The sequence below is a fragment of the Streptomyces luomodiensis genome, from assembly GCF_031679605.1.
GTDB lineage: Bacteria > Actinomycetota > Actinomycetes > Streptomycetales > Streptomycetaceae > Streptomyces > Streptomyces luomodiensis.
This window is the reverse complement of sequence record NZ_CP117522.1, coordinates 3,692,320-3,718,451: the sequence shown is the minus strand read 5'-3', so window position 1 is coordinate 3,718,451 and position 26,132 is coordinate 3,692,320. Positions and strand designations below refer to the sequence as shown.

The window sequence follows — 26,132 nt, the reverse complement described above, 5'->3', positions numbered from 1 at the left end:
CCGCGTTCGTCGCGGCGCTGAGGAAGGACCGTGCGGAGGCCGAGTCGGTGACCACCGCCCTGGCCCTGCTGCATGTCCGGGGTCAGTCCCCGGACTGGGGTCGCTTCTTCGAGGGCACCGGTGCGCGGCGGGTTGAGCTGCCGACGTATGCCTTCCAGCGCACCCGCTACTGGTGGGAGGAGGTTCCGGCGGCGCCGGAGGTTGCGCCGGGCGGTGCCGTCGACGGGCGGTTCTGGGATGTGGTGGAGCGCGGGGATGTGGCCGCGCTGGCGGCGGAGCTCGCGGTGGATCCGGGGCTTTCGCTGGGTGAGGTGTTGCCGGCGTTGTCGTCGTGGCGGCGGCAGGAGTCGTTGCGTTCGACGGTGGATGGTTGGCGTTACCGGGTGTCGTGGAAGCCGGTGACGGAGCGGTCGGCGGCTGGTGTGTTGGGTGGCTGCTGGCTGGTGGTCGTCCCCGCGGACGACGCCGAGGGTGCCTGGGCCACGGGTGCGGTACGGACGCTTGCCGGGCGTGGCGTCGATGTGCGCGTGGTCGAGTCGAGCGCGGTGGACCGCGCCGGGCTGGCGGAGGAGCTGCGGACGGCGGTCGTGGGCGGTTCGGTGGCGGGGGTGTTCTCGCTGCTGGCGGTCGAGGGTGCGTCGGGTCTGCTGCGTACGGCTGTGTTGGTGCAGGCGTTGGGTGATGCGGGTGTGGGTGCGCCGTTGTGGGTGGCGACGCGGGGTGCGGTGTCGGTCGGGCGTTCCGATGGTGTGGTGAGTCCGGACCAGGCGTTGGTGTGGGGTCTTGGCCGGGTGGCGGCGTTGGAGCTGCCGGAGCGGTGGGGTGGTCTGGTCGACCTTCCCGAGACGGCCGATGAGCGTGCGCTGGGACGGCTGGCCGGTGTGCTGGCCGGTGCCGGTGGCGAGGACCAGGTCGCGGTGCGGGCCTCGGGTGTCTTCGGGCGCCGGCTGGTGCGGGCTTCGGCCCCGGCGTCGGCCTCGGACGGTGGATGGGCGCCGGGTGCTGGTTCGGTGTTGGTGACGGGTGGTACCGGTGCGCTGGGTGCTCGTGTGGCCCGTTGGCTGGTGGCCAATGGTGCTGAGCATGTGGTGCTGACCAGTCGTCGTGGGCTGGAGGCACCGGGTGCGGTGGAGCTGCGGGACGAGCTCGTGGCTTCGGGTGCTCGGGTGACGGTGGCCGCGTGTGATGTGGCGGACCGGGATGCGCTCGCCGAGCTGCTGGTGTCCATACCGGCGGAGTTCCCGCTGACCGCCGTCGTGCACGCGGCCGGTGTGCTGGACGACGGCCTCGTGGACGCGCTGGACGCCGAGCGCCTGGAGCGGGTGGTGCGCGCCAAGGCCGTGTCCGCGCAGAACCTCCATGAGCTGACGCGTGAGCTGGACCTTTCGGCGTTTGTGCTGTTCTCCTCGATCGCCGGTTCGGTGGGTGCGGCTGGGCAGGGTAATTACGCGGCGGCCAATGCTTATCTGGATGCGTTGGCTGAGCGGCGGCGTGCTGAGGGGCTGCCCGCCACGTCGATCGCGTGGGGTCCGTGGGCCGAGGGCGGCATGGCCGCTGACGAGGCGTTCGAGCGGCGGATGCGGCGCGATGGCGTGCCGCCGATGGCGCCCGAGTCCGCTGTTGCCGCGTTGCAGCGGGCATTGGATCTCGATGACACCGCTGTGACGGTCGCGGACATCGACTGGGATCGGTTCCTTGTCGAGTTCACTGCTGTGCGGACGAGTGCGCTGTTCGGGGAGCTGCCCGAGGCGCGTCCCGCGCCGGCCGTCGAGGGCGGGCCGCGCCTGGATGTTCCTGCTGCGGCTGGGACGTTGGCGGAGCGGCTGTCGGGTCTGACGGAGGCCGAGCGTGCGCAGACGTTGCTGGAGTTGGTGCGTGCGCAGGTGGCGTCGGTGCTGGGGCATGGCGGGGCTGATGCGGTTGAGGCCGGGCGTGCGTTCAAGGAGCTGGGCTTCGACTCGCTCACCGCTGTTGAGCTGCGCAATCGGCTGAGCGGGGCGACCGGTCTGCGGCTGCCCGTGACGCTGATCTACGACTACCCGAACGCCACCGCCCTCGCCGACCACCTGCGGACGGAGCTGGTGGGCTCGGATGCCGTGGTGAGTGGCGGTGCCGTGGCGCCGGCGGTCGAGGTGGCCGATGATCCGATCGCGATCGTGTCGATGAGCTGTCGTTTCCCGGGTGGGGTGCGGTCGCCGGAGGAGTTGTGGGAGCTGTTGACGGCGGGTGGGGACGCGATTGCGGAGTTCCCGTCCGACCGTGGCTGGGATCTGGCGGGGCTGTATGACCCGGATCCGGAGCGTCAGGGGACGTCGTACACGCGTGAGGGTGGTTTCCTCTACGACGCCGGGGATTTCGACGCGGCGTTCTTCGGTATTTCGCCGCGTGAGGCCCTTGCCATGGATCCGCAGCAGCGGTTGCTGCTGGAGACGTCGTGGGAGGCGTTCGAGCGTGCGGGTATCGACCCGAACGCGCTGCGCGGTGAGCAGATCGGTGTCTTCGCCGGGACCAACGGTCAGGACTATCTGTCGTTGCTGATGCAGGCGCCGGAGGGCCTGGAGGGTCATCTGGGCACGGGTAACGCGGCGAGTGTGGTGTCCGGCCGCGTCGCTTACACCTTTGGCCTTGAGGGTCCGGCGGTCACGGTTGACACGGCGTGTTCGTCGTCGCTGGTGGCGCTGCATCTGGCGGTGCAGGCGCTGCGGCAGGGTGAGTGCTCGATGGCGCTCGCGGGTGGTGTCACGGTGATGTCCACTCCTGAGAGCTTCATCGACTTCAGCCGTCAGCGCGGGCTTGCGGCGGATGGGCGGATCAAGGCGTTCGCGGCTGGTGCGGATGGCACCGGTTGGGGCGAGGGCGTGGGCATGCTGCTGGTGGAGCGGCTGTCGGACGCCCGTCGCAACGGCCACCCGGTGCTCGCGGTGGTCCGGGGCAGTGCGATTAACCAGGATGGTGCGTCGAATGGTCTGACGGCGCCGAACGGTCCGTCGCAGCAGCGGGTGATCCGGCAGGCACTGACCAGCGCCGGGTTGTCGGCCGGTGATGTGGATGTGGTCGAGGCGCACGGTACGGGCACGACGCTGGGTGACCCGATCGAGGCGCAGGCCCTGCTGGCCACTTACGGTCAGGAGCGGCACGGCGACCGGCCGTTGTGGCTGGGGTCGATCAAGTCCAACATCGGGCACACGCAGGCCGCGGCCGGTGTGGCGGGCATCATCAAGATGGTGTTGGCGATGCGGCATGGTGTGTTGCCGCAGACGTTGCACGTGGATGAGCCGTCGCCGCATGTGGACTGGTCGTCGGGTGCGGTGTCGCTGCTGACCGAGGCGCAGGAGTGGCCGGAGACCGGTCGTCCGCGTCGTGCGGGTATCTCCTCGTTCGGTATCAGTGGCACCAACGCGCACACCATCATCGAGCAGGCCCCGGTGGTCGAGGAACCGGTGGAGCCGGCCGAGCGGGACGGTCTTGGCGGTGTGCTGCCGTTCGTGCTGTCGGGCAAGAACGCCGAAGCGCTGCGGGAGCAGGCCGCGCGGCTGCAGGCTCATCTCGCGGAGCGGCCGGAGTCGGCGCCGCTCGACGTCGCCCACACTCTGGCCATCGGCCGTGCTGCCCTGGAGCGGCGTGCGGTGCTGACCGTCGGTGACCGGGACGCCCTGTTGCGGGCGCTCGACGCGCTGGCCCGGGGCGAGGCCGCCCCGGGCGTGGTCGAGGGCTCGGTGGCCGAGGGCAAGGTGGCGTTCCTGTTCACGGGGCAGGGCAGCCAGCGGCTGGGGATGGGCCGTGAGCTGTATGACGCCTATCCGGTGTTCGCGGATGCGTTGGATGAGGTGTGTGCGCATCTGGATCTGCATCTGGAGCGGCCGCTGCGGGATGTGCTGTTCGGGGACGATGCCGAGGCGCTCGACCAGACCGGGTTCACTCAGCCCGCGCTGTTCGCCATCGAGGTGGCGCTGTTCCGGCTGGTCGAGGCGTGGGGGCTGACGCCGGACTTCCTGTCCGGGCATTCGATCGGTGAGCTGGCTGCCGCACATGTGGCGGGTGTGCTGTCCCTCGCGGACGCGTGCACGTTGGTGGCGGCCCGTGGGCGGCTGATGCAGGAGCTGCCGGCCGGTGGCGCGATGATCGCTGTCCAGGCGTCGGAGGACGAGGTGGCGCCGCTGCTGACCGAGCGCGTCTCGATCGCCGCACTCAACGGGCCTTCCTCCGTCGTCATCGCGGGTGACGAGGACGCGGCTCTGGAGATCGCGGCGTCGTTCGAGGCCCAGGGCCGTAAGACCAAGCGGCTCACCGTCAGCCACGCCTTCCACTCGCCCCGTATGGACGGGATGCTGGAGGCGTTCCGCGAGGTGGCGCAGGGGCTGACCTACGAGGCTCCGCGCATCCCGATCGTCTCCAACCTCACCGGGACGGTCGTCTCCGCTGAGGAGATCACGACGGCCGACTTCTGGGTGCGGCATGTCCGTGAGGCCGTGCGTTTCCTCGACGGTGTGCGGGCGTTGGAAGCGGAGGGTGTGACGACCTTCGTTGAGCTGGGTCCTGATGGTGTGCTGTCGGCGATGGCGCAGGAGTGCGTGACCGATCCCGCGTCCGACGCCGCGTTCGTCGCCGCGCTGAGGAAGGACCGTGCCGAGGCCGAGTCGGTGACCGCTGCCCTCGCCGTGCTGCATGTTCGGGGCCAGTCCCCGGACTGGGGTCGCTTCTTCGAGGGCACCGGTGCGCGGCGGGTTGAGCTGCCGACGTATGCCTTCCAGCGCACCCGCTACTGGTGGGAGGAGGTTCCGGCGGCGCCGGAGGTTGCGCCGGGCGGTGCCGTCGACGGGCGGTTCTGGGATGTGGTGGAGCGCGGGGATGTGGCCGCGCTGGCGGCGGAGCTCGCGGTGGATCCGGGGCTTTCGCTGGGTGAGGTGTTGCCGGCGTTGTCGTCGTGGCGGCGGCAGGAGTCGTTGCGTACGGCGGTGGATGGCTGGCGTTACCGGGTGTCGTGGAAGCCGGTGACGGAGCGGTCGGCGGCTGGTGTGTTGGGTGGCTGCTGGCTGGTGGTCGTTCCCGCGGGTGAGGCCGAGGGTGCCTGGGCCACGGGTGCGGTGCGGACGCTGGCCGGGCGTGGTGTTGATGTGCGCGTGGTCGAGTCGAGCGCGGTGGACCGCGCCGGGCTGGCGGAGGAACTGCGGACGGCGGTCGTGGGCGGTTCGGTGGCAGGGGTGTTCTCCCTGCTGGCGGTCGGGTCCGAGTCCGCTCTGCCGCGTACCGCCGCGCTGGTGCAGGCGTTGGGTGATGCGGGTGTGGGTGCGCCGTTGTGGGTGGCGACGCGGGGTGCGGTGTCGGTCGGGCGTTCCGATGGTGTGGTGAGCCCTGGCCAGGCGTTGGTGTGGGGTCTTGGCCGGGTGGCGGGGTTGGAGCTGCCCGAGCGGTGGGGGGGTCTGGTCGACCTTCCCGAGACGGCCGACGAGCGTGCGCTGGGGAGGCTGGCCGGTGTGTTGGCCGGTGCCGGTGGCGAGGACCAGGTCGCGGTGCGGGCCTCGGGTGTCTTCGGGCGTCGGTTGGTGCGGGCTTCGGCCCCGGCGTCGGCCTCGGACGGTGGGTGGGCGCCGGGTGCTGGTTCGGTGTTGGTGACGGGTGGCACGGGTGCGTTGGGTGCGCTGGTGGCGCGGTGGTTGGTGGGCCAGGGTGCTGAGCATGTGGTGTTGACCAGTCGTCGTGGGCTGGAGGCTCCGGGTGCGGTGGAGCTGCGGGATGAGCTGGTGGCTTCGGGTGCTCGGGTGACGGTTGCCGCGTGTGATGTGGCGGACCGGGATGCGCTCGCGGAGCTGTTGGCCGGGCTTCCGGCGGAGCTTCCGCTGACGGCTGTGGTGCATGCGGCTGGTGTGCTGGACGACGGCGTACTGGATTCGCTCACGCCGGAGCGGTTTGCCTCGGTGCTCCGGGCGAAGGCCGATGCCGCACGTCATTTGGACGAGCTGACGCGTGAGCTGGACCTTTCGGCGTTCGTGCTGTTCTCCTCGATCTCGGGTTCGGTGGGTGCGGCCGGGCAGGGTAATTACGCCGCCGCCAACGCCTACTTGGATGCGTTGGCTGAGCGGCGGCGTGCTGACGGGCTGCCCGCGACCTCGATTGCGTGGGGTCCGTGGGCCGAGGGCGGCATGGCCGCTGACGAGGCGTTGGCGCGGCGGATGCGCCGGGATGGGGTGCCGCCGATGGCGCCCGAGTCGGCGCTGGCCGCGTTGCGGCAGGCGCTGGATCTCGATGACACCGCTGTGACGGTCGCGGACATCGACTGGGACCAGTTCCTCGCCGAGTTCACCGCCGTGCGGCCGAGTGTGCTGTTCGGCGAGCTGCCCGAGGCGCGTCCGGTGCAGGCCGCCGAGGGCGCGCCGCGCCCGGCCGTCACCGCAGGGACCGGCACGCTCGCGGAGCGGCTGTCGGGTCTGCCGGAGACCGAGCGCACGCAGACGTTGCTGGAGTTGGTGCGTGCGCAGGTCGCGTCGGTGCTGGGGCACGGCGGGGCCGAGGCGGTCGAGGCCGGGCGGGCGTTCAAGGAGCTGGGTTTCGACTCGCTCACCGCCGTCGAACTCCGCAACCGGCTGAACGCGGCCACCGGCCTGCGGCTGCCCGCCACGCTGATCTACGACTACCCGAACGCCACCGCCCTCGCCGACTACCTGCGGACCGAACTGCTCGGCGCGGAAGTGGCGGTGACCGGCGATCCGACCGACGCCCCCGCCGTGGCCGTTGACGGCGATCCGATCGCGATCGTGGCGATGAGCTGTCGTTTCCCGGGTGGGGTGCGGTCGCCGGAGGAGTTGTGGGAGCTGCTGGCGGCGGGTGGGGACGCGATTGCGGAGTTCCCGTCCGACCGTGGCTGGGATCTGGCGGGGCTGTATGACCCGGATCCGGAGCGTCAGGGGACGTCGTATACGCGTGAGGGTGGTTTCCTCTACGACGCCGGGGACTTCGACGCGGCGTTCTTCGGCATTTCGCCGCGTGAGGCGCTGGCGATGGATCCGCAGCAGCGGCTGTTGCTGGAGACGTCGTGGGAGGCGTTCGAGCGTGCGGGTATTGACCCGGCCACGCTGCGCGGCAGCCGTACCGGTGTCTTCGCGGGTACCAACGGCCAGGACTACGCCGGGCTGGTCTCCACCCCGCCGGAGGGCCTGGAGGGTCATCTGGGCACGGGTAACGCGGCGAGTGTGGTGTCCGGCCGCGTCGCTTACACCTTCGGTCTGGAGGGGCCGGCGGTCACGGTCGACACGGCGTGTTCGTCGTCGCTGGTGGCACTCCACATGGCCGTTCAGGCGCTGCGGCAGGGCGAGTGCACGATGGCGCTCGCGGGTGGCGTCACGGTGATGTCCACCCCCGAGAGCTTCATCGACTTCAGCCGTCAGCGCGGACTGGCCGCCGACGGCCGGATCAAGGCGTTCGCGGCCGGGGCCGATGGCACCGGTTGGGGCGAGGGCGTGGGCATGCTGCTGGTCGAGCGGCTGTCGGACGCCCGCCGCAACGGCCACCCGGTGCTCGCGGTCGTGCGCGGCAGCGCGATCAACCAGGACGGTGCGTCGAATGGTCTGACGGCGCCGAACGGTCCCTCCCAGCAGCGTGTCATTCGGCAGGCGCTGGCCAGCGCCGGGCTGTCGGCCGGTGATGTGGACGCGGTCGAGGCGCACGGCACGGGCACGACGCTGGGCGACCCGATCGAGGCCCAGGCCCTGCTGGCCACCTACGGTCAGGAGCGCGACGGCGACCGGCCGTTGTGGCTGGGGTCGATCAAGTCCAACATCGGGCACACCCAGGCCGCGGCCGGTGTGGCGGGCATCATCAAGATGGTGTTGGCGATGCGGCACGGTGTGCTGCCGCAGACGTTGCACGTGGATGAGCCGTCGCCGCATGTGGACTGGTCGGCGGGGGCCGTCTCGCTGCTGACGGAGCGGGTGGAGTGGCCGGAGACCGGCCGCCCGCGCCGTGCGGGTATCTCCTCGTTCGGGATCAGCGGCACCAACGCGCACACCATCATCGAGCAGGCCCCGGTGGTCGAGGAACCGGTGGAGCCGGCCGAGCGGGACGGTCTTGGCGGTGTGCTGCCGTTCGTGCTGTCGGCCAAGAACGCCGAAGCGCTGCGGGAGCAGGCCGGACGCCTGCGCACCCACCTCGCGGAGCGGCCGGAGTCGGTGCTGCTTGATGTCGCTCACGCTCTGGCTGTCGGCCGCGCTGCCCTGGAGCGGCGTGCGGTGCTGACCGTCGGTGACCGGGACGCCCTGTTGCGGACGCTCACCGCACTGGAGCGGGGTGAGTCGGCTCCGTCCGTGGTGGAGGGGACGGTTGCGGACGGCAAGGTGGCGTTCCTGTTCACGGGACAGGGGAGTCAGCGGCTGGGGATGGGGCGTGAGCTGTATGACGCCTATCCGGTGTTCGCGGATGCGTTGGATGAGGTGTGTGCGCATCTGGATCTGCATCTGGAGCGGCCGCTGCGGGATGTGCTGTTCGGGGATGACGCGGAAGCACTGGACCAGACGGGGTTCACTCAGCCTGCGCTGTTCGCCATCGAGGTGGCGCTGTTCCGGCTGGTCGAGGCGTGGGGCCTGACGCCGGACTTCCTCTCCGGTCATTCGATTGGTGAGCTGGCTGCCGCACATGTGGCGGGCGTGCTGTCCCTCGCCGACGCGGCGACGCTGGTGGCGGCTCGTGGCCGTCTGATGCAGGAGCTGCCGGCCGGCGGCGCGATGATCGCTATCCAGGCGTCGGAGGACGAGGTGGCGCCGCTGCTGACCGAGCGGGTCAGCATTGCCGCGCTGAACGGGCCGACGTCGGTGGTCATCGCGGGTGATGAGGACGCGGCTCTGGAGATCGCCGCGGGCTTCGAGGCGCAGGGTCGTAAGACCAAGCGGCTCACCGTGAGCCACGCGTTCCATTCGCCGCGTATGGACGGGATGCTGGAGGCGTTCCGCGAGGTGGCGCAGGGGCTGACCTACGAGGCTCCGCGTATCCCGATCGTGTCCAACCTGACCGGCACCCTCGTCTCCGCTGAGGAGATCACGACCGCTGACTTCTGGGTGCGGCATGTCCGTGAGGCCGTGCGTTTCCTCGACGGTGTGCGGGCGTTGGAAGCGGAGGGTGTGACGACCTTCGTTGAGCTCGGTCCCGATGGTGTGCTGTCGGCGATGGCGCAGGAGTGCGTGACGGGGGAGGATGTCGCGTTCGCCGCCGCGTTGCGCAAGGGGCGTGCGGAGGCCGAGTCGGTGACCGGGGCTCTTGCTCTGCTCCATGTCCGGGGTCGGCGTCCCGATTGGGCGGCGTTTTTCGAGGGCACTGGGGCGCGGCGGGTTGAGCTGCCGACGTATGCCTTCCAGCGCCAGCGGTACTGGTGGGAAGAGGCCCCGACGGCCGACGCCGGAGCTGGCTCGGCGGTGGACGGGCGGTTCTGGGATGTGGTGGAGCGCGGGGATGTGACCGCGTTGGCGGCGGAGCTCGCGGTGGATCCGGGGCCGCTGGGTGAGGTGTTGCCGGCGTTGTCGTCGTGGCGGCGGCAGGAGTCGGTGCGTACGGCGGTGGATGGTTGGCGTTACCGGGTGTCGTGGAAGCCGGTGACGGAGCGGTCGGCGGCTGGTGTGTTGGATGGCTGCTGGCTGGTGGTCGTCCCCGCGGGTGAGGCCGAGGGTGCCTGGGCCGCTGGCGTTGTGCGGATGTTGGCCGGGCGTGGCGTTGATGTGCGCGTGGTCGAGCTGGGTGCTGGGGACCGGGCCGGGCTGGCGGAGGAACTGCGTGCGGCGGTCGTGGGCGGTTCGGTGGCGGGGGTGTTCTCGCTGCTGGCGGTCGAGGGTGCGTCGGGTCTGTTGCGTACGGCTGTGTTGGTGCAGGCGTTGGGTGATGCGGGTGTGGGTGCGCCGTTGTGGGTGGCGACGCGGGGTGCGGTGTCGGTCGGGCGTTCGGATGGTGTGGTGAGCCCTGGCCAGGCGTTGGTGTGGGGGCTTGGCCGGGTGGCGGCGTTGGAGCTGCCGGAGCGGTGGGGTGGTCTGGTCGACCTTCCCGAGACGGCCGACGAGCGTGCGCTGGGACGGCTGGCCGGTGTGTTGGCCGGTGCCGGTGGCGAGGACCAGGTCGCGGTGCGTGGGTCGGGTGTGTTCGGGCGCCGGCTGGTGCGGGCGGTCGGGAGCCGGACGTCGGGCGATGAGGGCTGGCGGGCTTCGGGTTCGGTGCTGGTGACGGGTGGTACCGGTGCGCTGGGTGCTCATGTGGCCCGTTGGTTGGTGGCGAACGGTGCTGAGCATGTGGTGTTGACCAGTCGTCGTGGGCTGGAGGCTCCGGGTGCGGTGGAGCTGCGGGATGAGCTGGTGGCTTCGGGTGCTCGGGTGACGGTGGCCGCGTGTGATGTGGCCGACCGGGACGCGCTTGCCGAGCTGCTGGTGTCCATACCGGCGGAGTTCCCGCTGACGGCTGTGGTGCATGCGGCTGGTGTGCTGGACGACGGGGTACTGGATTCGCTCACGCCGGAGCGGTTCGCCTCGGTGCTCCGGGCGAAGACCGACGCCGCACGTCATTTGGACGAGCTGACGCGTGACCTGGACCTGTCGGCGTTTGTGCTGTTCTCCTCGATCTCGGGTTCGGTGGGTGCGGCTGGGCAGGGGAATTATGCGGCGGCCAATGCTTATCTGGATGCGTTGGCTGAGCGGCGGCGTGCTGACGGGCTGCCCGCGACCTCGATTGCGTGGGGTCCGTGGGCCGAGGGCGGCATGGCCGCTGACGAGGCGTTGGCGCGGCGGATGCGCCGGGATGGGGTGCCGCCGATGGCGCCCGAGTCGGCGCTGGCCGCGTTGCGGCAGGCGCTGGACCTCGATGACACCGCTGTGACGGTCGCGGACATCGACTGGGACCAGTTCCTCGCCGAGTTCACCGCCGTGCGGCCGAGCGCACTGTTCGGCGAGCTGCCCGAGGCGCGTCCGGTGCAGGCCGCCGAGGGCGCGCCGCGTCCGGCCGTCACCGCAGGGACCGGCACGCTCGCGGAGCGGCTGTCGGGTCTGACGGAGACCGAGCGCACGCAGACGCTGTTGGAGTTGGTGCGTGCGCAGGTCGCGTCGGTGCTGGGGCACGGCGGGGCCGAGGCGGTCGAGGCCGGGCGGGCGTTCAAGGAGCTGGGCTTCGACTCGCTCACCGCCGTTGAGCTGCGGAACCGGCTGAACGCGGCGACCGGCCTGCGCCTGCCCGCCACGCTGATCTACGACTACCCGAACGCCACCGCCCTCGCCCAGCACCTGCGTGCCGAGCTGCTGGGCGCGGATGTCGCGGCGACCGGCGGCGTGGCCGCGCGCGGGACGGTTGCGGTGGCCGATGATCCGATCGCGATCGTGGCGATGAGCTGTCGTTTCCCGGGTGGGGTACGGTCGCCGGAGGAGCTGTGGGAGCTGCTGACGGCGGGTGGGGACGCGATTGCGGAGTTCCCGTCCGACCGTGGCTGGGATCTGGCGGGGTTGTATGACCCGGATCCGGAGCGTCAGGGGACGTCGTATACGCGTGAGGGCGGTTTCCTCTACGACGCCGGGGACTTCGACGCGGCGTTCTTCGGGATCTCGCCGCGTGAGGCCCTTGCCATGGATCCGCAGCAGCGGCTGTTGCTGGAGACGTCGTGGGAGGCGTTCGAGCGTGCGGGCATCGACCCGAACGCGCTGCGCGGTGAGCAGATCGGTGTCTTCGCCGGGACCAACGGTCAGGACTATCTGTCGTTGCTGATGCAGGCGCCGGAGGGCCTGGAGGGTCATCTGGGCACGGGTAACGCGGCGAGTGTGGTGTCCGGCCGCGTCGCTTACACCTTTGGCCTTGAGGGTCCGGCGGTCACGGTTGACACGGCGTGTTCGTCGTCGCTGGTGGCGCTGCATCTGGCGGTGCAGGCGCTGCGGCAGGGTGAGTGCTCGATGGCGCTCGCGGGTGGTGTCACGGTGATGTCCACCCCCGAGAGCTTCATCGACTTCAGCCGTCAGCGCGGGCTTGCCGCCGACGGCCGGATCAAGGCGTTCGCGGCCGGGGCCGATGGCACCGGTTGGGGCGAGGGCGTGGGCATGCTGCTGGTGGAGCGGCTGTCGGACGCGGAGAAGAACGGCCACCCGGTGCTGGCCATCGTGCGGGGCTCGGCCATCAACCAGGACGGTGCGTCCAATGGTCTGACGGCGCCGAACGGTCCCTCCCAGCAGCGCGTCATCCGGCAGGCACTGACCAGCGCCGGGCTGTCGGCCGGTGATGTGGACGTGGTCGAGGCGCACGGCACGGGTACGAGGCTGGGTGACCCGATCGAGGCCCAGGCGCTGCTGGCCACGTATGGCCAGGAGCGGGACGCCGACCGGCCGTTGTGGCTGGGGTCCATCAAGTCCAACATCGGGCACACCCAGGCCGCGGCCGGTGTGGCGGGCATTATCAAGATGGTGCTGGCGATGCGGCATGGTGTGCTGCCGCAGACGTTGCACGTGGATGAGCCGTCGCCGCACGTGGACTGGTCGGCGGGGGCCGTCTCGCTGCTGACGGAGCGGGTGGAGTGGCCGGAGGCGGGTCGTCCGCGCCGTGCGGGTATCTCCTCGTTCGGTATCAGTGGCACCAACGCGCACACCATCATCGAGCAGGCCCCGGCCCTTCCCGCCGAGCCGACCGAGACGCCCGAGTGGAATGGTCTCGGCGGTGTGCTGCCGTTCGTGCTGTCGGCCAAGAACGCCGAAGCGCTGCGGGAGCAGGCCGGACGCCTGCACACCCACCTCGCGGAGCGGCCGGAGTCGGCGCCGCTCGACGTCGCCCACACTCTGGCCATCGGCCGCGCTGCCCTGGAGCGGCGTGCGGTGCTGACCGTCGGTGACCGGGACGGCCTGCTGCGGGCACTCGACGCGCTGGCCCGGGGCGAGGCCGCCCCGGGCGTGGTCGAAGGCTCGGTTGCCGAGGGCAAGGTGGCGTTCCTGTTCACGGGGCAGGGCAGCCAGCGGCTGGGGATGGGCCGTGAGCTGTATGACGCCTATCCGGTGTTCGCGGATGCGTTGGATGAGGTGTGTGCGCATCTGGATTTGCATCTGGAGCGGCCGCTGCGGGATGTGCTGTTCGGGGACGATGCCGAGGCGCTCGACCAGACCGGGTTCACTCAGCCCGCGCTGTTCGCCATCGAGGTGGCGCTGTTCCGGCTGGTCGAGGCGTGGGGCCTGCGTCCCGATTTCCTGTCCGGGCATTCGATCGGTGAGCTGGCTGCCGCACATGTGGCGGGTGTGCTGTCCCTCGCGGACGCGTGCACGTTGGTGGCGGCCCGTGGGCGGCTGATGCAGGAGCTGCCGGCCGGTGGCGCGATGATCGCTGTCCAGGCGTCGGAGGACGAGGTGGCGCCGCTGCTGACCGAGCGCGTCTCGATCGCCGCACTCAACGGGCCTTCCTCCGTCGTCATCGCGGGTGACGAGGACGCGGCTCTGGAGATCGCGGCGTCGTTCGAGGCCCAGGGCCGTAAGACCAAGCGGCTCACCGTCAGCCACGCCTTCCACTCGCCCCGTATGGACGGGATGCTGGAGGCGTTCCGCGAGGTGGCGCAGGAGCTCACCTACGAGGCTCCGCGCATCCCGATCGTCTCCAACCTCACCGGAGACGTCGTCTCCGCTGAGGAGATCACCAGCGCCGACTTCTGGGTGCGCCACGTCCGCGAGGCGGTCCGCTTCCTCGACGGCATCCGCACTCTCGAAACCCAGGGCGTCACCACCTTCGTCGAGCTGGGCCCCGACGGTGTCCTCTCCGCGATGGCGCAGGAGTGTGCGACGGGCGAGGATGTCGCGTTCGCCGCCGCGCTGCGCAAGGACCGGCCCGAGGCCGAGGCGCTGCTCTCGGCCGTCGCGCGGGCGCATGTCCGTGGTGTGACGCCGGACTGGGCGGCCGTCTTCGCCGGTGCGGGTGCCGCCCGTGTGGAGCCGGCCGAGCTGCCGACGTATCCCTTCCAGCGGCAGCGGTACTGGCCCAGCCCGGCCGCCCTGATGGCGGGCGACCCGGAGTCGATCGGGCTGGGCGATATCGACCATCCGTTGCTCGGTGCCGCCGTTGCGCTCGCCGACGCCGACGGTCTTCTGCTCACCGGGGTGCTGTCCACGCGTACGCACGCGTGGCTGGCGGACCACGTGATCATGGATACCGTGCTGCTGCCCGGTACGGCGTTCGTGGAGCTGGCGAGTGCTGCCGGTGTCCAGGTGGGCTGTGCGCGGGTGGACGAACTGACCCTGGAAGCCCCGCTCGTGCTGCCGGAGCACATCGGGGTGCGGGTGCAGCTCGTTGTGGAGGGGCCGGACGAGTCCGGTCGCCGCTCCTTCAGTGTGCATTCGCGTCGGCAGGACGCACTGGGGACCGAGCCGTGGACGCGGCATGCCACCGGTGTGCTCGCGCCCGGGGCCCCGGGCGCCGACCTCGAGGAGCTCGCGGTGTGGCCGCCGCAGGGCGCGACGCCGATCGCGGTCGAGGGACTGTATGAGGAGCTGGCCGGGATGGGGCTCGGCTACGGGCCGGTGTTCCAGGGGCTCAAGGGCGCCTGGCGGCTGGGCGAGAACCTCTACGCCGAGGTGGGCTTCCCCGAGGACGCGTCGCTGACGTCGGATGCCGAGGCCGAGCGGTTCGGGCTGCATCCGGCCCTGCTCGACGCGGCACTGCACGCCATTGGCCTGGACACCGCCGATCCGGGTGCGGCCGAGGGCGCGCTGCTTCCGTTCGCGTGGAACGGCGTCCAGCTGTATTCGGCTGGGGCCGGTGCGCTGCGGGTGCGGCTGTCCGAGCGTTCGGCGAACGCGGTGTCGCTGCTGGTGGCCGACGGTACGGGGCGTGCGGTGGCCACGGTCGAGTCCGTGGCCTTGCGGGTGGCCTCGGCCGACCAGGTGCGCGCGGCGCGTGGTGGGCTGCACGAGTCGCTGTTCCGGCTGGACTGGACCGCGGTTCCGGCGCCCACCACGGGGGCGGCCACGGGCGAGTGGGCCGTGCTCGGCGTGGATGCCGGGGAGCTGGCCGTGCTGGAGAGCGCGTTCGGGCCCGGAATCCGGCTCGCCGCGTTCGGCGATCTGGCGGTGCTGCGGACGGCTGTCGAGGCCGGGGCGCCCGTGCCCGACACCGTGTTCGTCGACGGCACAGGCGGCTTCGGCGGTGGAGACGCGTCGGCTGTGCACGAGGCCACGCAGGCCGTGCTCGCCCTGCTTCAGGAGTGGCTGGCGGATGAGCGGTTCGCCGCGGCGCGGCTGGTGCTGCTGACCCGGGGTGCGGTGGAGACCGAGCCGGGGGCGGGCGTGGCGGACCTGCCGTACGCCGCCGTGCGCGGTCTGTTCCGCTCCGCGCAGTCGGAGAACCCGGGCCGTCTGGTGCTGCTGGACGTGGACGGGGACGAGGGCTCGTACCGTGCGGTGCCCGGGGCGCTGGGCATGGACGAGGCGGAGCTGGCGTTGCGCGCGGGCGTGGCGCTGGCGCCCCGGCTGGCCCGGGTTCCGGTCACCGACGAGAACGACAACGACACCGCTCCGTCCTTCGATGAGCACGGCACGGTGCTGGTCACCGGCGCCTCGGGAACCCTGGGCGGTCTCTTCGCGCGCCATCTCGTCTCCGCCCACGGCGTACGGCATCTGTTGCTGGTGAGCCGTCGTGGTGCTGACGCCGAGGGCGCCGAGGAGCTGAGCGCCGATCTGACGGCGGCCGGTGCCACGGTGACATGGGCGGCCTGCGATGTCGCCGACCGCGAGGCGCTCGCCGCGACCCTGGACGCCATCCCGGCCGAGTATCCGCTGACCGCTGTGGTGCACAGCGCGGGCGTGCTGGACGACGGCGTTCTGGAGTCGCTGACGCCGGAGCGGGTGGCGCGGGTGTTGCGTCCGAAGGTGGACGCGGCGTGGAACCTGCATGAGCTGACCCGCGACCGCGAGCTGTCCGCGTTCGTGCTGTTCTCCGGTGCCGCCGCCGTGTTCGGCGCATCCGGGCAGGCGAGCTACGCCGCCGCCAACTCCTTCCTGGAGGCGCTCGCCCAGCACCGTGTCGCCCAGGGCCTTCCGGCCACCGCGCTGGCCTGGGGGCTGTGGGCCGGTGCGGGCATGGGCAGCGGGCTGGACGAGGTCGATCTGCGGCGCATCGTGCGCGGCGGGGTCGCGCCGATCGCCCCCGACGAGGGGCTCGCGCTCTTCGACGCGGCCCGCGCCGACGACGCGGCCGTGTTGTTCCCGATGCGGCTGGACTACGCCTCGCTGCGCAGCGAGGCGGCGGCGACCGGTACCGTCCCGGCGCTGTTCCGTGGTCTGGTCCGGGCGCCGGCCCGCCGGGCGGCCGCCGCCACCGCCGACGGCCCCTCGCTCGCCCAGCGCCTCGCCGGGCTCACCCGGCCCGAACAGGACCGTGAGCTGCTGGAGTTGGTGTGTGGCCGGGTCGCCGCGGTGCTCGGTTACGGGGGTGCGGAGGCCGTTGAGGCGGGGCGGGCGTTCAAGGAGCTGGGCTTCGACTCGCTGACCGCTGTGGAACTCCGCAATGACCTCCGGACCGTTACCGGGCTGCGGCTGCCGGCGACGCTCGTCTTCGACTACCCGACCCCGACCGCCCTGGCCGGTCATCTGCGCGAGGAGCTGCTGGGCGCTGAGGAGGTCACCGCGCCGCTCGTTCCCGTGCGGACGCAGGCGGCTCCGGCGGTGGACGACGACCCGATCGTCATCGTCGGCATGAGCTGCCGCTTCCCCGGCGGGGTGCGCACCCCGGAGGAGCTGTGGGAGCTCGTCGCCACCGGCGGCGACGGCATCTCCGGCTTCCCCGTGGACCGTGGCTGGGACCTCGACGGTCTGTACCACCCGGACCCGGACCACGCGGGCACCTCGTACACCCGCGAGGGCGGTTTCCTGCACGACGCGGCCGACTTCGATCCGGACTTCTTCGGGATCTCGCCGCGTGAGGCGCTCGCCATGGACCCGCAGCAGCGGCTGCTGCTGGAGACCTCGTGGGAGGCGTTCGAACGCGCGGGCATCGACCCGGCGACGGTGCGCGGCAGCAAGACCGGCGTCTTCGCCGGCGTCATGTACCACGACTACCTCACCGGTGTGGCAGGTGTGCCGGAGGATGTCGAGGGTTATATGGGCACCGGGACCGCGGGCAGTGTCGCGTCCGGCCGGGTGGCGTACACCTTCGGCCTGGAGGGCCCGGCGGTCACGATCGACACGGCGTGCTCGTCGTCGCTGGTCGCCCTGCACTGGGCGATTCAGGCGCTGCGCGCGGGTGAGTGCACGATGGCGCTGGCCGGCGGTGTGGCGGTCATGGCCACACCCGATACGTTCATCGACTTCAGCCGTCAGCGCGGCCTGGCCGCGGACGGCCGGTGCAAGTCGTTCGCGGCCGGTGCGGACGGTACGGGCTGGGGCGAGGGCGCGGGCATGCTGCTGGTCGAGCGGCTGTCGGACGCCCGGCGCAACGGCCACCCGGTGCTCGCGGTCGTGCGCGGTAGCGCGATCAACCAGGACGGTGCGTCGAATGGTCTGACGGCGCCGAACGGGCCCTCGCAGCAGCGGGTGATCCGGCAGGCGCTGGCCAGTGCGGGGCTGTCGGCCGGTGAGGTGGACGCGGTCGAGGCCCATGGCACCGGCACCCGGCTCGGCGACCCCATCGAGGCGCAGGCGCTGCTGGCCACCTACGGTCAGGAGCGGGACGCCGACCGGCCGTTGTGGCTGGGGTCGATCAAGTCCAACATCGGGCACACCCAGGCCGCGGCCGGTGTGGCGGGCATCATCAAGATGGTCATGGCGATGCGGCACGGAGTGCTGCCGCGGACGCTGCACGTCGACGCGCCGTCGCCGAACGTCGACTGGGCGGACGGCGCGGTCGCGCTGCTGACCGAGGCGCGGGAGTGGCCGGAGGCGGGTCGTCCGCGCCGTGCGGGTATCTCCTCGTTCGGTATCAGTGGCACCAACGCGCACACCATCATCGAGCAGCCGCCGGCCATCGAGGCCCACGAGGACGAGGCGGCGCGGCCGTCCGCCGTACCGCCGGTGCTCCCGTGGCCGTTGTCGGCCGTGGGCCGGGAGGCGCTGCGTGGCCAGGCCCGCCGTCTGCACGACCGGCTGCGCTCCGCCGACGCGGACGTGGACCTGGCCGCCATCGGCTACACCCTGGCCACCGGGCGCGGCGCGTTCGCGGATCGTGCGGTGCTGGTGGCCGATGGCCGCGAGGGCTTCCTGCGCGCCCTGGAGGCGCTGGCCTCCGGTGAACCGGCCACGGGCCTGGTGGAGGGGTCGCCGGTGGCCGGGAAGCTGGCGTTCCTGTTCACGGGGCAGGGCAGCCAGCGGCTGGGGATGGGGCGTGAGCTGTACGACGCCTATCCGGTGTTCGCGGAGGCGCTGGACGCGGTGTGCGCGGAGCTGGACCGGCACCTCGAACGGCCGCTTCGTGAGGTCCTGTTCGGCGAGGACGCCGAGGCGCTGGACCGGACCGGGTTCACCCAGCCCGCGCTGTTCGCGGTCGAGGTGGCGCTGTTCCGCCTCGTCGAGGCGTGGGGGCTGCGGCCCGATTTCCTGTCCGGGCACTCCATCGGTGAGCTGGCCGCCGCGCATGTGGCGGGTGTGCTGTCCCTCGCCGACGCGTGCACGTTGGTGGCGGCGCGTGGCCGGCTGATGCAGGAGCTGCCGGCCGGTGGCGCGATGATCGCGGTGCAGGCGTCGGAGGACGAGGTGGCGCCGCTGCTGACCGAGCGGGTCTCGATCGCCGCCGTCAACGGTCCGGCCTCCGTGGTCATCGCGGGCGACGAGGACGCTGCGGTGGAGATCGCGGCGGGCTTCGAGGCCCAGGGCCGTAAGACCAAGCGGCTCACCGTCAGCCACGCGTTCCACTCGCCCCGTATGGACGGGATGCTGGACGCCTTCCGTGAGGTGGCCGAGGGGCTGACCTACGAGGCCCCGCGGATCCCGATCGTCTCCAACCTCACCGGGACGGTCGTCTCCGCCGAGGAGATCACCAGCGCCGACTTCTGGGTGCGTCACGTCCGCGAGGCGGTCCGCTTCCTCGACGGTGTCCGCACCCTGGAGGCCCAGGGTGTCACCACCTACCTCGAGCTCGGTCCCGACGGTGTGCTGTCCGCCATGGGCCAGGACTGCCTCACCGGCGGTGACACGGCGGCCTTCGTCGCCCTCCTGCGCGAGGGCCGTTCGGAGGCCGCGACGCTGGCCGGTGCCCTTGCCGCGCTCCAGGTGCGGGGCGTGGGCCTGGACTGGGAGGCGTTCTACGCGGGGACCGGTGCGCGGCGCGTGGAACTGCCGACCTACGCCTTCCAGCGACGCCGCTACTGGCTGGAGGCGTCGACGGCCACCGTGGCTGCCGACGCCACGGCCCGGGACGCGGTCGACGCCCGCTTCTGGGAGGCCGTCGAGCGCGAGGACCTGGCGTCGCTCGCCGCCACCTTGGACCTCGGCGCCGAGGACAACGAGGCGCTGGAGGCACTGCTGCCCTCGATGTCGTCGTGGCGGCGCCGGCAGTCGGAGCGTTCGACGGTGGACGGCTGGCGCTACCGGGTGTCGTGGAAGCCGGTCACCGACCGTTCCGCCGCGTCCCTGAGCGGCCGTTGGCTCGTGGTGGTACCGGCCGATGCGGTCGGTGACGCGCGGACCGCCGGTGTGGTGGGGATGTTGAACGAGCGCGGTGCCGACGTGCGGCAGGTGGTGATGGCCGCCGATGACGACCGCGCCGCGCTGGCCGCGCGGCTCACCGAGGCCTCCGGCGCCGAGGCCGTGACCGGTGGTGTGGTGTCCCTGCTGGCTCTGGCGGACGGGGACGGCCTCCTGGCCACGGCGGCGCTGACGCAGGCCTTGGGCGACACGGGTATCGGCGCGTCGTTGTGGGTGGTCACACGGGGCGCGGTGTCGGTGGGGCGTTCGGACGGGGCGGTCAGCCCGGTGCAGGCGCAGGTGTGGGGTCTGGGCCGGGTGGCGGCGTTGGAGCTGCCTGAGCGGTGGGGTGGTCTGGTCGACCTCCCGGAGGTCGTGGACGAGCGTGCGCTGGGGCGGCTGGCGGAGGTGCTGGCCGGTGCCGGTGCCGGTGGCGAGGACCAGGTCGCGGTGCGTGCCTCGGGTGTGTTCGGACGTCGTCTGGTGCGGGCATCCGCGGCGTCCGCCCGCGGCTCGTGGACCCCGGGCGCGGGTACGACCCTGGTCACCGGCGGTACGGGCGCGCTGGGTGCGCGGGTGGCCCGCTGGCTGGTCGCGGGCGGCGCCGAGCACGTGCTGCTCACCAGCCGCCGTGGTCTCGATGCCCCCGGCGCCGTCGAGCTGCGCGACGAACTCGCCGCTTCCGGCGCCCGGGTGACCGTGGCGGCCTGCGACGTGGCCGACCGGGACGCGCTCGCGGAGCTGCTCGGCTCCCTCCCGGCCGAGCTGCCGCTGACTGGTGTGGTGCACACGGCGGGTGTGCTGGACGACGGTGTGCTGGACTCGCTCACCCCCGAGCGGTTCACGGCCGTGCTGCGGGCCAAGGTGGCCGCCGCGGCCCATCTCGACGAGCTGACGCGTGATCGGGAGCTGTCGGCCTTTGTGCTGTTCTCCTCGATGAGCGGCACGTTCGGCGCCGCCGGACAGGGCAACTACGCGGCGGCCAACGCCTATCTGGACGCGCTCGCCGAGCGGCGGCGCGCCGAGGGGCTGCCCGCCACCTCGATCGCCTGGGGTCCGTGGGCCGAGGGCGGGATGGCCGCGGACGGGGCGCTGGAACAGCGCATGCGACGCGGTGGACTGCCGCCGATGGACGCCGAGTTGGCCATCGCCGCACTACAGCGGGCGCTCGATCTGGACGAGACGGCTGTCACCGTCGCGGACATCGACTGGAGGCGGTTCGCGCCGGAGTTCACCGCCGTCCGGCCCAGCCGTCTGTTCGCGGATCTGCCGGAGGCGCGTGCGGTGGCGGAGGACTCCGCCGCCGAGCCCGTGGCCGACGGCTCCTCGCTCGCCGCACGGCTTACCGGCCTGGCGGAGGCGGAACGGGACCGGCTGCTGCTGGACCTGGTCCGTACGCAGGTGGCCGTGGTGTTGGGCCATGACGGTTCGGAGTCGATCGGTGTGGACCGGGCTTTCAGCGAGCTGGGTTTCGACTCGCTCACCGCGGTCGAGCTGCGCAACCGGCTGAACGCGGCCACCGGCATCCAGCTGCCCGCGACGCTGGTCTTCGACTACCCGACCGCCTCCGCCCTCGCGGGGTACCTGCGCGGCGAGCTGACGGGTGCGGACACCGGTGCCGACACCTCCCAGCCCGTGCCCGTGCCGGTGGCGACCGATGACGATCCGATCGCGATCGTGTCGATGAGCTGCCGCTTCCCGGGCGGGGTGCGGTCGCCGGAGGAGCTGTGGCAACTGCTGACGGCAGGCGGGGACGCGATCGCGGAGTTCCCGTCCGACCGTGGCTGGGACCTGGACGCGCTCTACGACCCGGACCCGGACAAGCGGGGCACCTTCTACGCACGCGAGGGGGGATTCCTCTACGACGCGGGCCACTTCGACGCCGCGTTCTTCGGGATCTCGCCGCGTGAGGCGCTCGCCATGGACCCGCAGCAGCGGCTGCTGCTGGAGACCTCGTGGGAGGCGTTCGAGCGCGCAGGCATCGACCCGGCGACGCTGCGCGGCTCCTCGGCCGGTGTCTTCGTCGGCACGAACGGGCAGGACTACCACGCCACGCTGCACACGGTCCCCGAGGGGGTCGAGGGCTACCTCGGCACGGGCAACGCGGCCAGCGTGGTCTCCGGCCGGCTCTCATACGCCTTCGGCCTCGAGGGCCCGGCGGTCACCGTCGACACGGCCTGCTCCTCCTCGCTGGTGGCGCTGCACTGGGCGATCCAGGCACTGCGCCAGGGCGAATGCTCGATCGCGCTCGCGGGCGGTGTGACGGTCATGTCGAGTCCCGGCGCGTTCATCGAGTTCAGCCGTCAGCGCGGGCTGGCCCCCGACGGCCGGTGCAAGGCCTTCGCGGCCGGTGCGGACGGCACGGGCTGGGGCGAGGGCGTGGGCATGCTGGTGGTCGAGCGGCTGTCGGACGCGCGCCGCAACGGCCACCCGGTGCTCGCGCTCGTCCGGGGCTCCGCCATCAACCAGGACGGTGCGTCGAACGGTCTGACGGCGCCGAACGGGCCCTCGCAGCAGCGGGTGATCCGGCAGGCGCTGGCCAGTGCCGGTCTGTCGGCCGCCGATGTGGACGCGGTCGAGGCCCACGGCACCGGCACCCGGCTCGGCGACCCCATCGAGGCCCAGGCGCTGCTGGCCACCTACGGCCAGGAGCGGGACGCGGACCGGCCGCTGTGGCTGGGCTCCATCAAGTCCAACATCGGCCACACCCAGGCCGCCGCCGGTGTCGCGGGCATCATCAAGATGGTTCTCGCCATGCGCCACGGGGTGCTGCCGCGCACCCTCCACGTCGACGAGCCGTCGCCGCACGTCGACTGGTCGGCAGGCGACATCGAGCTGCTGACCGAGGCCCGGCCCTGGCCGGAGACCGGCCGTCCGCGCCGGGTGGGCGTCTCGTCGTTCGGCTTCAGCGGCACCAACGCCCATACGGTCCTGGAGCAGGCCCCGGAGCCCGTCGCGGCCCCCGAGCAGGACCGGAGCGGCGACCCGGAGCGCCCCCTGGTCCGGTCCGATGTGGTGGCCTGGCCGCTGTCGGCCAAGGGCGAGGACGCGCTGCGGGCCCAGGCCGAACGGCTGCGCGCCCACCTGGAGGCCGACACCGGGGCGGACGCCGTGGACGTCGCGTACTCCCTGGCCACCACCAGGTCCGCGCTGGACCACCGTGCGGTGGTCCTCGGCCAGGACCGGGACCGGCTGCTCGCGGGCCTCACCGCGCTCGCGCGCGGCGAGTCGGCCGCACAGCTGATCCGGGGCGTGCCCACGGAAGGCCGTACCGCCGTGCTCTTCACCGGGCAGGGCAGCCAGCGGCTCGGCATGGGCCGAGAGCTGTACGAGGCCAGCCCCGTCTTCGCCGAGGCGCTGGACGCGGTCTGCGCCGAGCTGGACCGGCATCTGACGCGGCCGCTGTACGACGTGCTGTTCGGCACCGACGAGGAGCCGCTGCACCAGACCGGGTTCACCCAGCCCGCGCTGTTCGCCCTCGAGGTGGCGCTGTTCCGGCTGGCCGAGGCCGCCGGGCTGCGGCCCGACGTCCTGGCCGGGCACTCGATCGGCGAGCTGGCCGCGGCCCATGTGGCCGGGGTGCTGTCGCTCGAGGACGCCGCCACGCTGGTGGCCGCGCGCGGTCGGCTGATGCAGGAACTGCCGTCCGGCGGTGCGATGATCGCGCTCCAGGCGGCGGAGGACGAGGTCGAGCCGCTGCTGGTCGAGGGCGTCGGCATCGCCGCCCTCAACGGACCCACGTCGGTGGTCATCGCGGGCGACGAGGACGCGGCGCTGGAGGTCGCCGCCTCGTTCGAGGCGCGGGGGCGCAAGACCAAGCGGCTCACGGTCAGCCACGCCTTCCACTCCCCGCACATGGACGGGATGCTCGCCGAGTTCCGCAAGGTCGCCGAGGGGCTGACGTACGGTGCGCCGCGCATCCCGATCGTCTCCACCGTCACCGGAGCGCTGGTGACCGACGAGCTGGGCATGGCGTCCGACTACTGGGTGCGCCACGTGCGCCACGCCGTCCGCTTCCTGGACGGTGTCCGTGCCCTGGAGGCCCAGGGTGTCACCACCTATGTCGAACTGGGCCCGGACGGGGTGCTGTCCGCCATGGCGCAGGACTGCGTCACCACCGGAGGCGAAGCCGCCGAGGCCGCGGCCGATGTGGCCTTCGTGCCCGTGCTGCGCGGCGGGCGGTCCGAGACAGAGACGCTGGTCGGCGCGCTGGCCACGCTGCATGTCCGGGGCGCGGCCCTGGACTGGGAGGCGCTGTTCGCCGGGACCGGTGCACACCGTGTCGAGCTGCCCACGTACGCGTTCCAGCGACGGCGCTACTGGCTCGACGATGCCGTGCGGCACACGCCCGACCAGGTGGCCACGGCCGTCGACACGGCCGGCGCCCGCTTCTGGGAGGCGGTCGAGAGCGACGACCTCTCCTCGCTGGCGGACGCGGTGGGCATCGACGTGGACCAGCCGCTGAGCGCGCTGCTCCCGGAGCTGTCCGCGTGGCGGCGGCGTGAACGCGAGCGGTCCGCACTCGACGGCTGGCGCTACCGCGTCACCTGGAAGCCGGTACAGGAGCCGCGGCTGGCCGCCGTGCCCGGTGTCTGGCTGGTCGTCGAACCGGCCGGGTCCGCCGGCCACGCCGACACCGTGCGCGGAGTCATCGACGCGCTGGCCGACCGGGGTGCCGACATCCGGCGCATCACCCCGTCCGGCGGCGGGGACCTGGACCGGGAGGCCCTCGCCGACCGGATCCGCCGGGCCACGGCCGACGAGCGGGTGTCCGGTGTGCTGTCGCTGCTCGCGCTGGACGAGCGTCCGCACCCCGACCACCCCGCCGTGCCCACTGGACTGCTGGGCACCGGAAGTCTGGTGCAGGCGCTCGGGGACGCGGGCGTGGACGCCCCGCTGTGGTGCGCCACCACCGGCGCCGTCGCCACCGCCGCCTCGGAGCCGCTGGGCAGTGCCGCACAGGCGCAGACCTGGGGTCTCGGCCGGGTGGTCGCGCTGGAGCACCCGGAGCGCTGGGGCGGTCTGATCGACGTGCCCGCGACGCTCGACGAACGGGCCGCCGACCGCCTGGCGGGGGTGCTCGGCGGACACGGCGACGACCACGAGGACCAGCTGGCGATCCGTACGGCCGGAGTCCTGGCCCGCCGTCTCGCCCACGCCGAGCGCACTCCGGCCACCGGAGCGCCGTGGCGGCCGCGGGGCACGGTCCTGGTCACCGGCGGCACCGGTGCGCTGGGTGCCCATGTGGCCCGCTGGCTGGCGGACCACGGCGCCGACCACCTCGTCCTGGCCGGACGCCGTGGGCAGCGGGCCCCCGGGGCCGACCAGCTCATGGCCGAACTGACCGCGAAGGGAGTCGAGGTGACCGTCGCCGCGTGCGATGTCACCGACCGGGACGCGGTCGCCGGACTGCTGGCCCGCATCCGCGACGAACATCCGCACCACCCGCTCAGCGCGGTCGTGCACGCGGCGGGCGCGGGGCAGTTCGCACCGCTCGCGGAGACCACCCCGAGCGATGTCGCCGACGTGGTCTCGGCGAAGGTCGCGGGCGCGGCCCACCTGGACGCGCTGCTCGGCGACACCGAGCTGGACGCCTTTGTGCTCTTCTCCTCGATCGCCGGGGTGTGGGGCAGTGGTGGCCAGGGCGCGTACGCGGCGGGCAACGCCTTCCTCGACGCGCTGGCCGAGCGGCGCCGCGCCCGTGGCCTGGCCGCCACCTCCGTGGCCTGGGGCCCGTGGGCGGACGGCGGCCTCGTCGCCGACGACGAGGCGGCCGGGCAGCTGCGCCGTCTCGGCCTGCCGGTGATGGCCCCGGACTCCGCCGTCGCCGCCCTCCAGCAGGCGCTGGACCGCAACGACACCACCGTCGTCGTCGCCGACGTCGACTGGGACCGCTTCGCCGCCACCTTCACGGTGGCACGCCCCCGTCCGTTCATCGCCGATCTGCCCGAGGTCGCCCGTGCCCTCGCGGCGGACCCCGCCGACGGCGCCGGCGACGGGACGGACGGGGCACCGGCGGAGTCCCTGCGGCAGCGGCTCGCGGGGCTCACCGGGCCCGAGGCCGACCGGGTCCTGCTCGACCTCGTCCGTACGGAGGTCGCCGCCGTCCTCGGACACGACGACACCACAGCCGTCGAGGCGGGCCGGGCCTTCAAGGAGCTGGGCTTCGACTCCCTCACCGCCGTCGAACTCCGCAACCGGCTGAACGCGGCGACCGGGCTGAAGCTCACCGCCACCCTGGTCTTCGACTATCCGACGCCCAGCGTGCTCGCCGATGTGCTGCGTGCCGAACTCCTCGGTGAGGACACCACACCGGAACTCCCGGTCCTCGCCGAAATCGACAAGCTGGAATTCGCCCTCTCAGGCGTTTCCGACGACGCGACGGAACGCGAGCGGGTCACGGCCCGGCTCGAAGCGCTGCTGCGGACATGGAACGAGACCGAGAGCGCCGCGGTCGCCGACGGCGACGACGAGGAAGCACTCGACCTCGACTCCGCCTCGGCCGAAGACATCTTCGACATCATCAACAATGAATTCGGAAGGTCCTGA

Annotated in this window: 1 protein-coding gene (running past one end of the window); it reads left to right on the top strand. The window is 72.3% G+C overall.

From position 1 onward, the window contains the following. Window positions 1–26,132: the 3' portion of a type I polyketide synthase gene (locus tag PS467_RS15500; RefSeq protein ID WP_311035772.1), read on the top strand. 7,567 nt of this gene lie to the left of the window's left edge; only the last 26,132 of its 33,699 coding nucleotides appear in the window; the start codon falls outside the window, past its left edge; the stop codon is at window positions 26,130–26,132.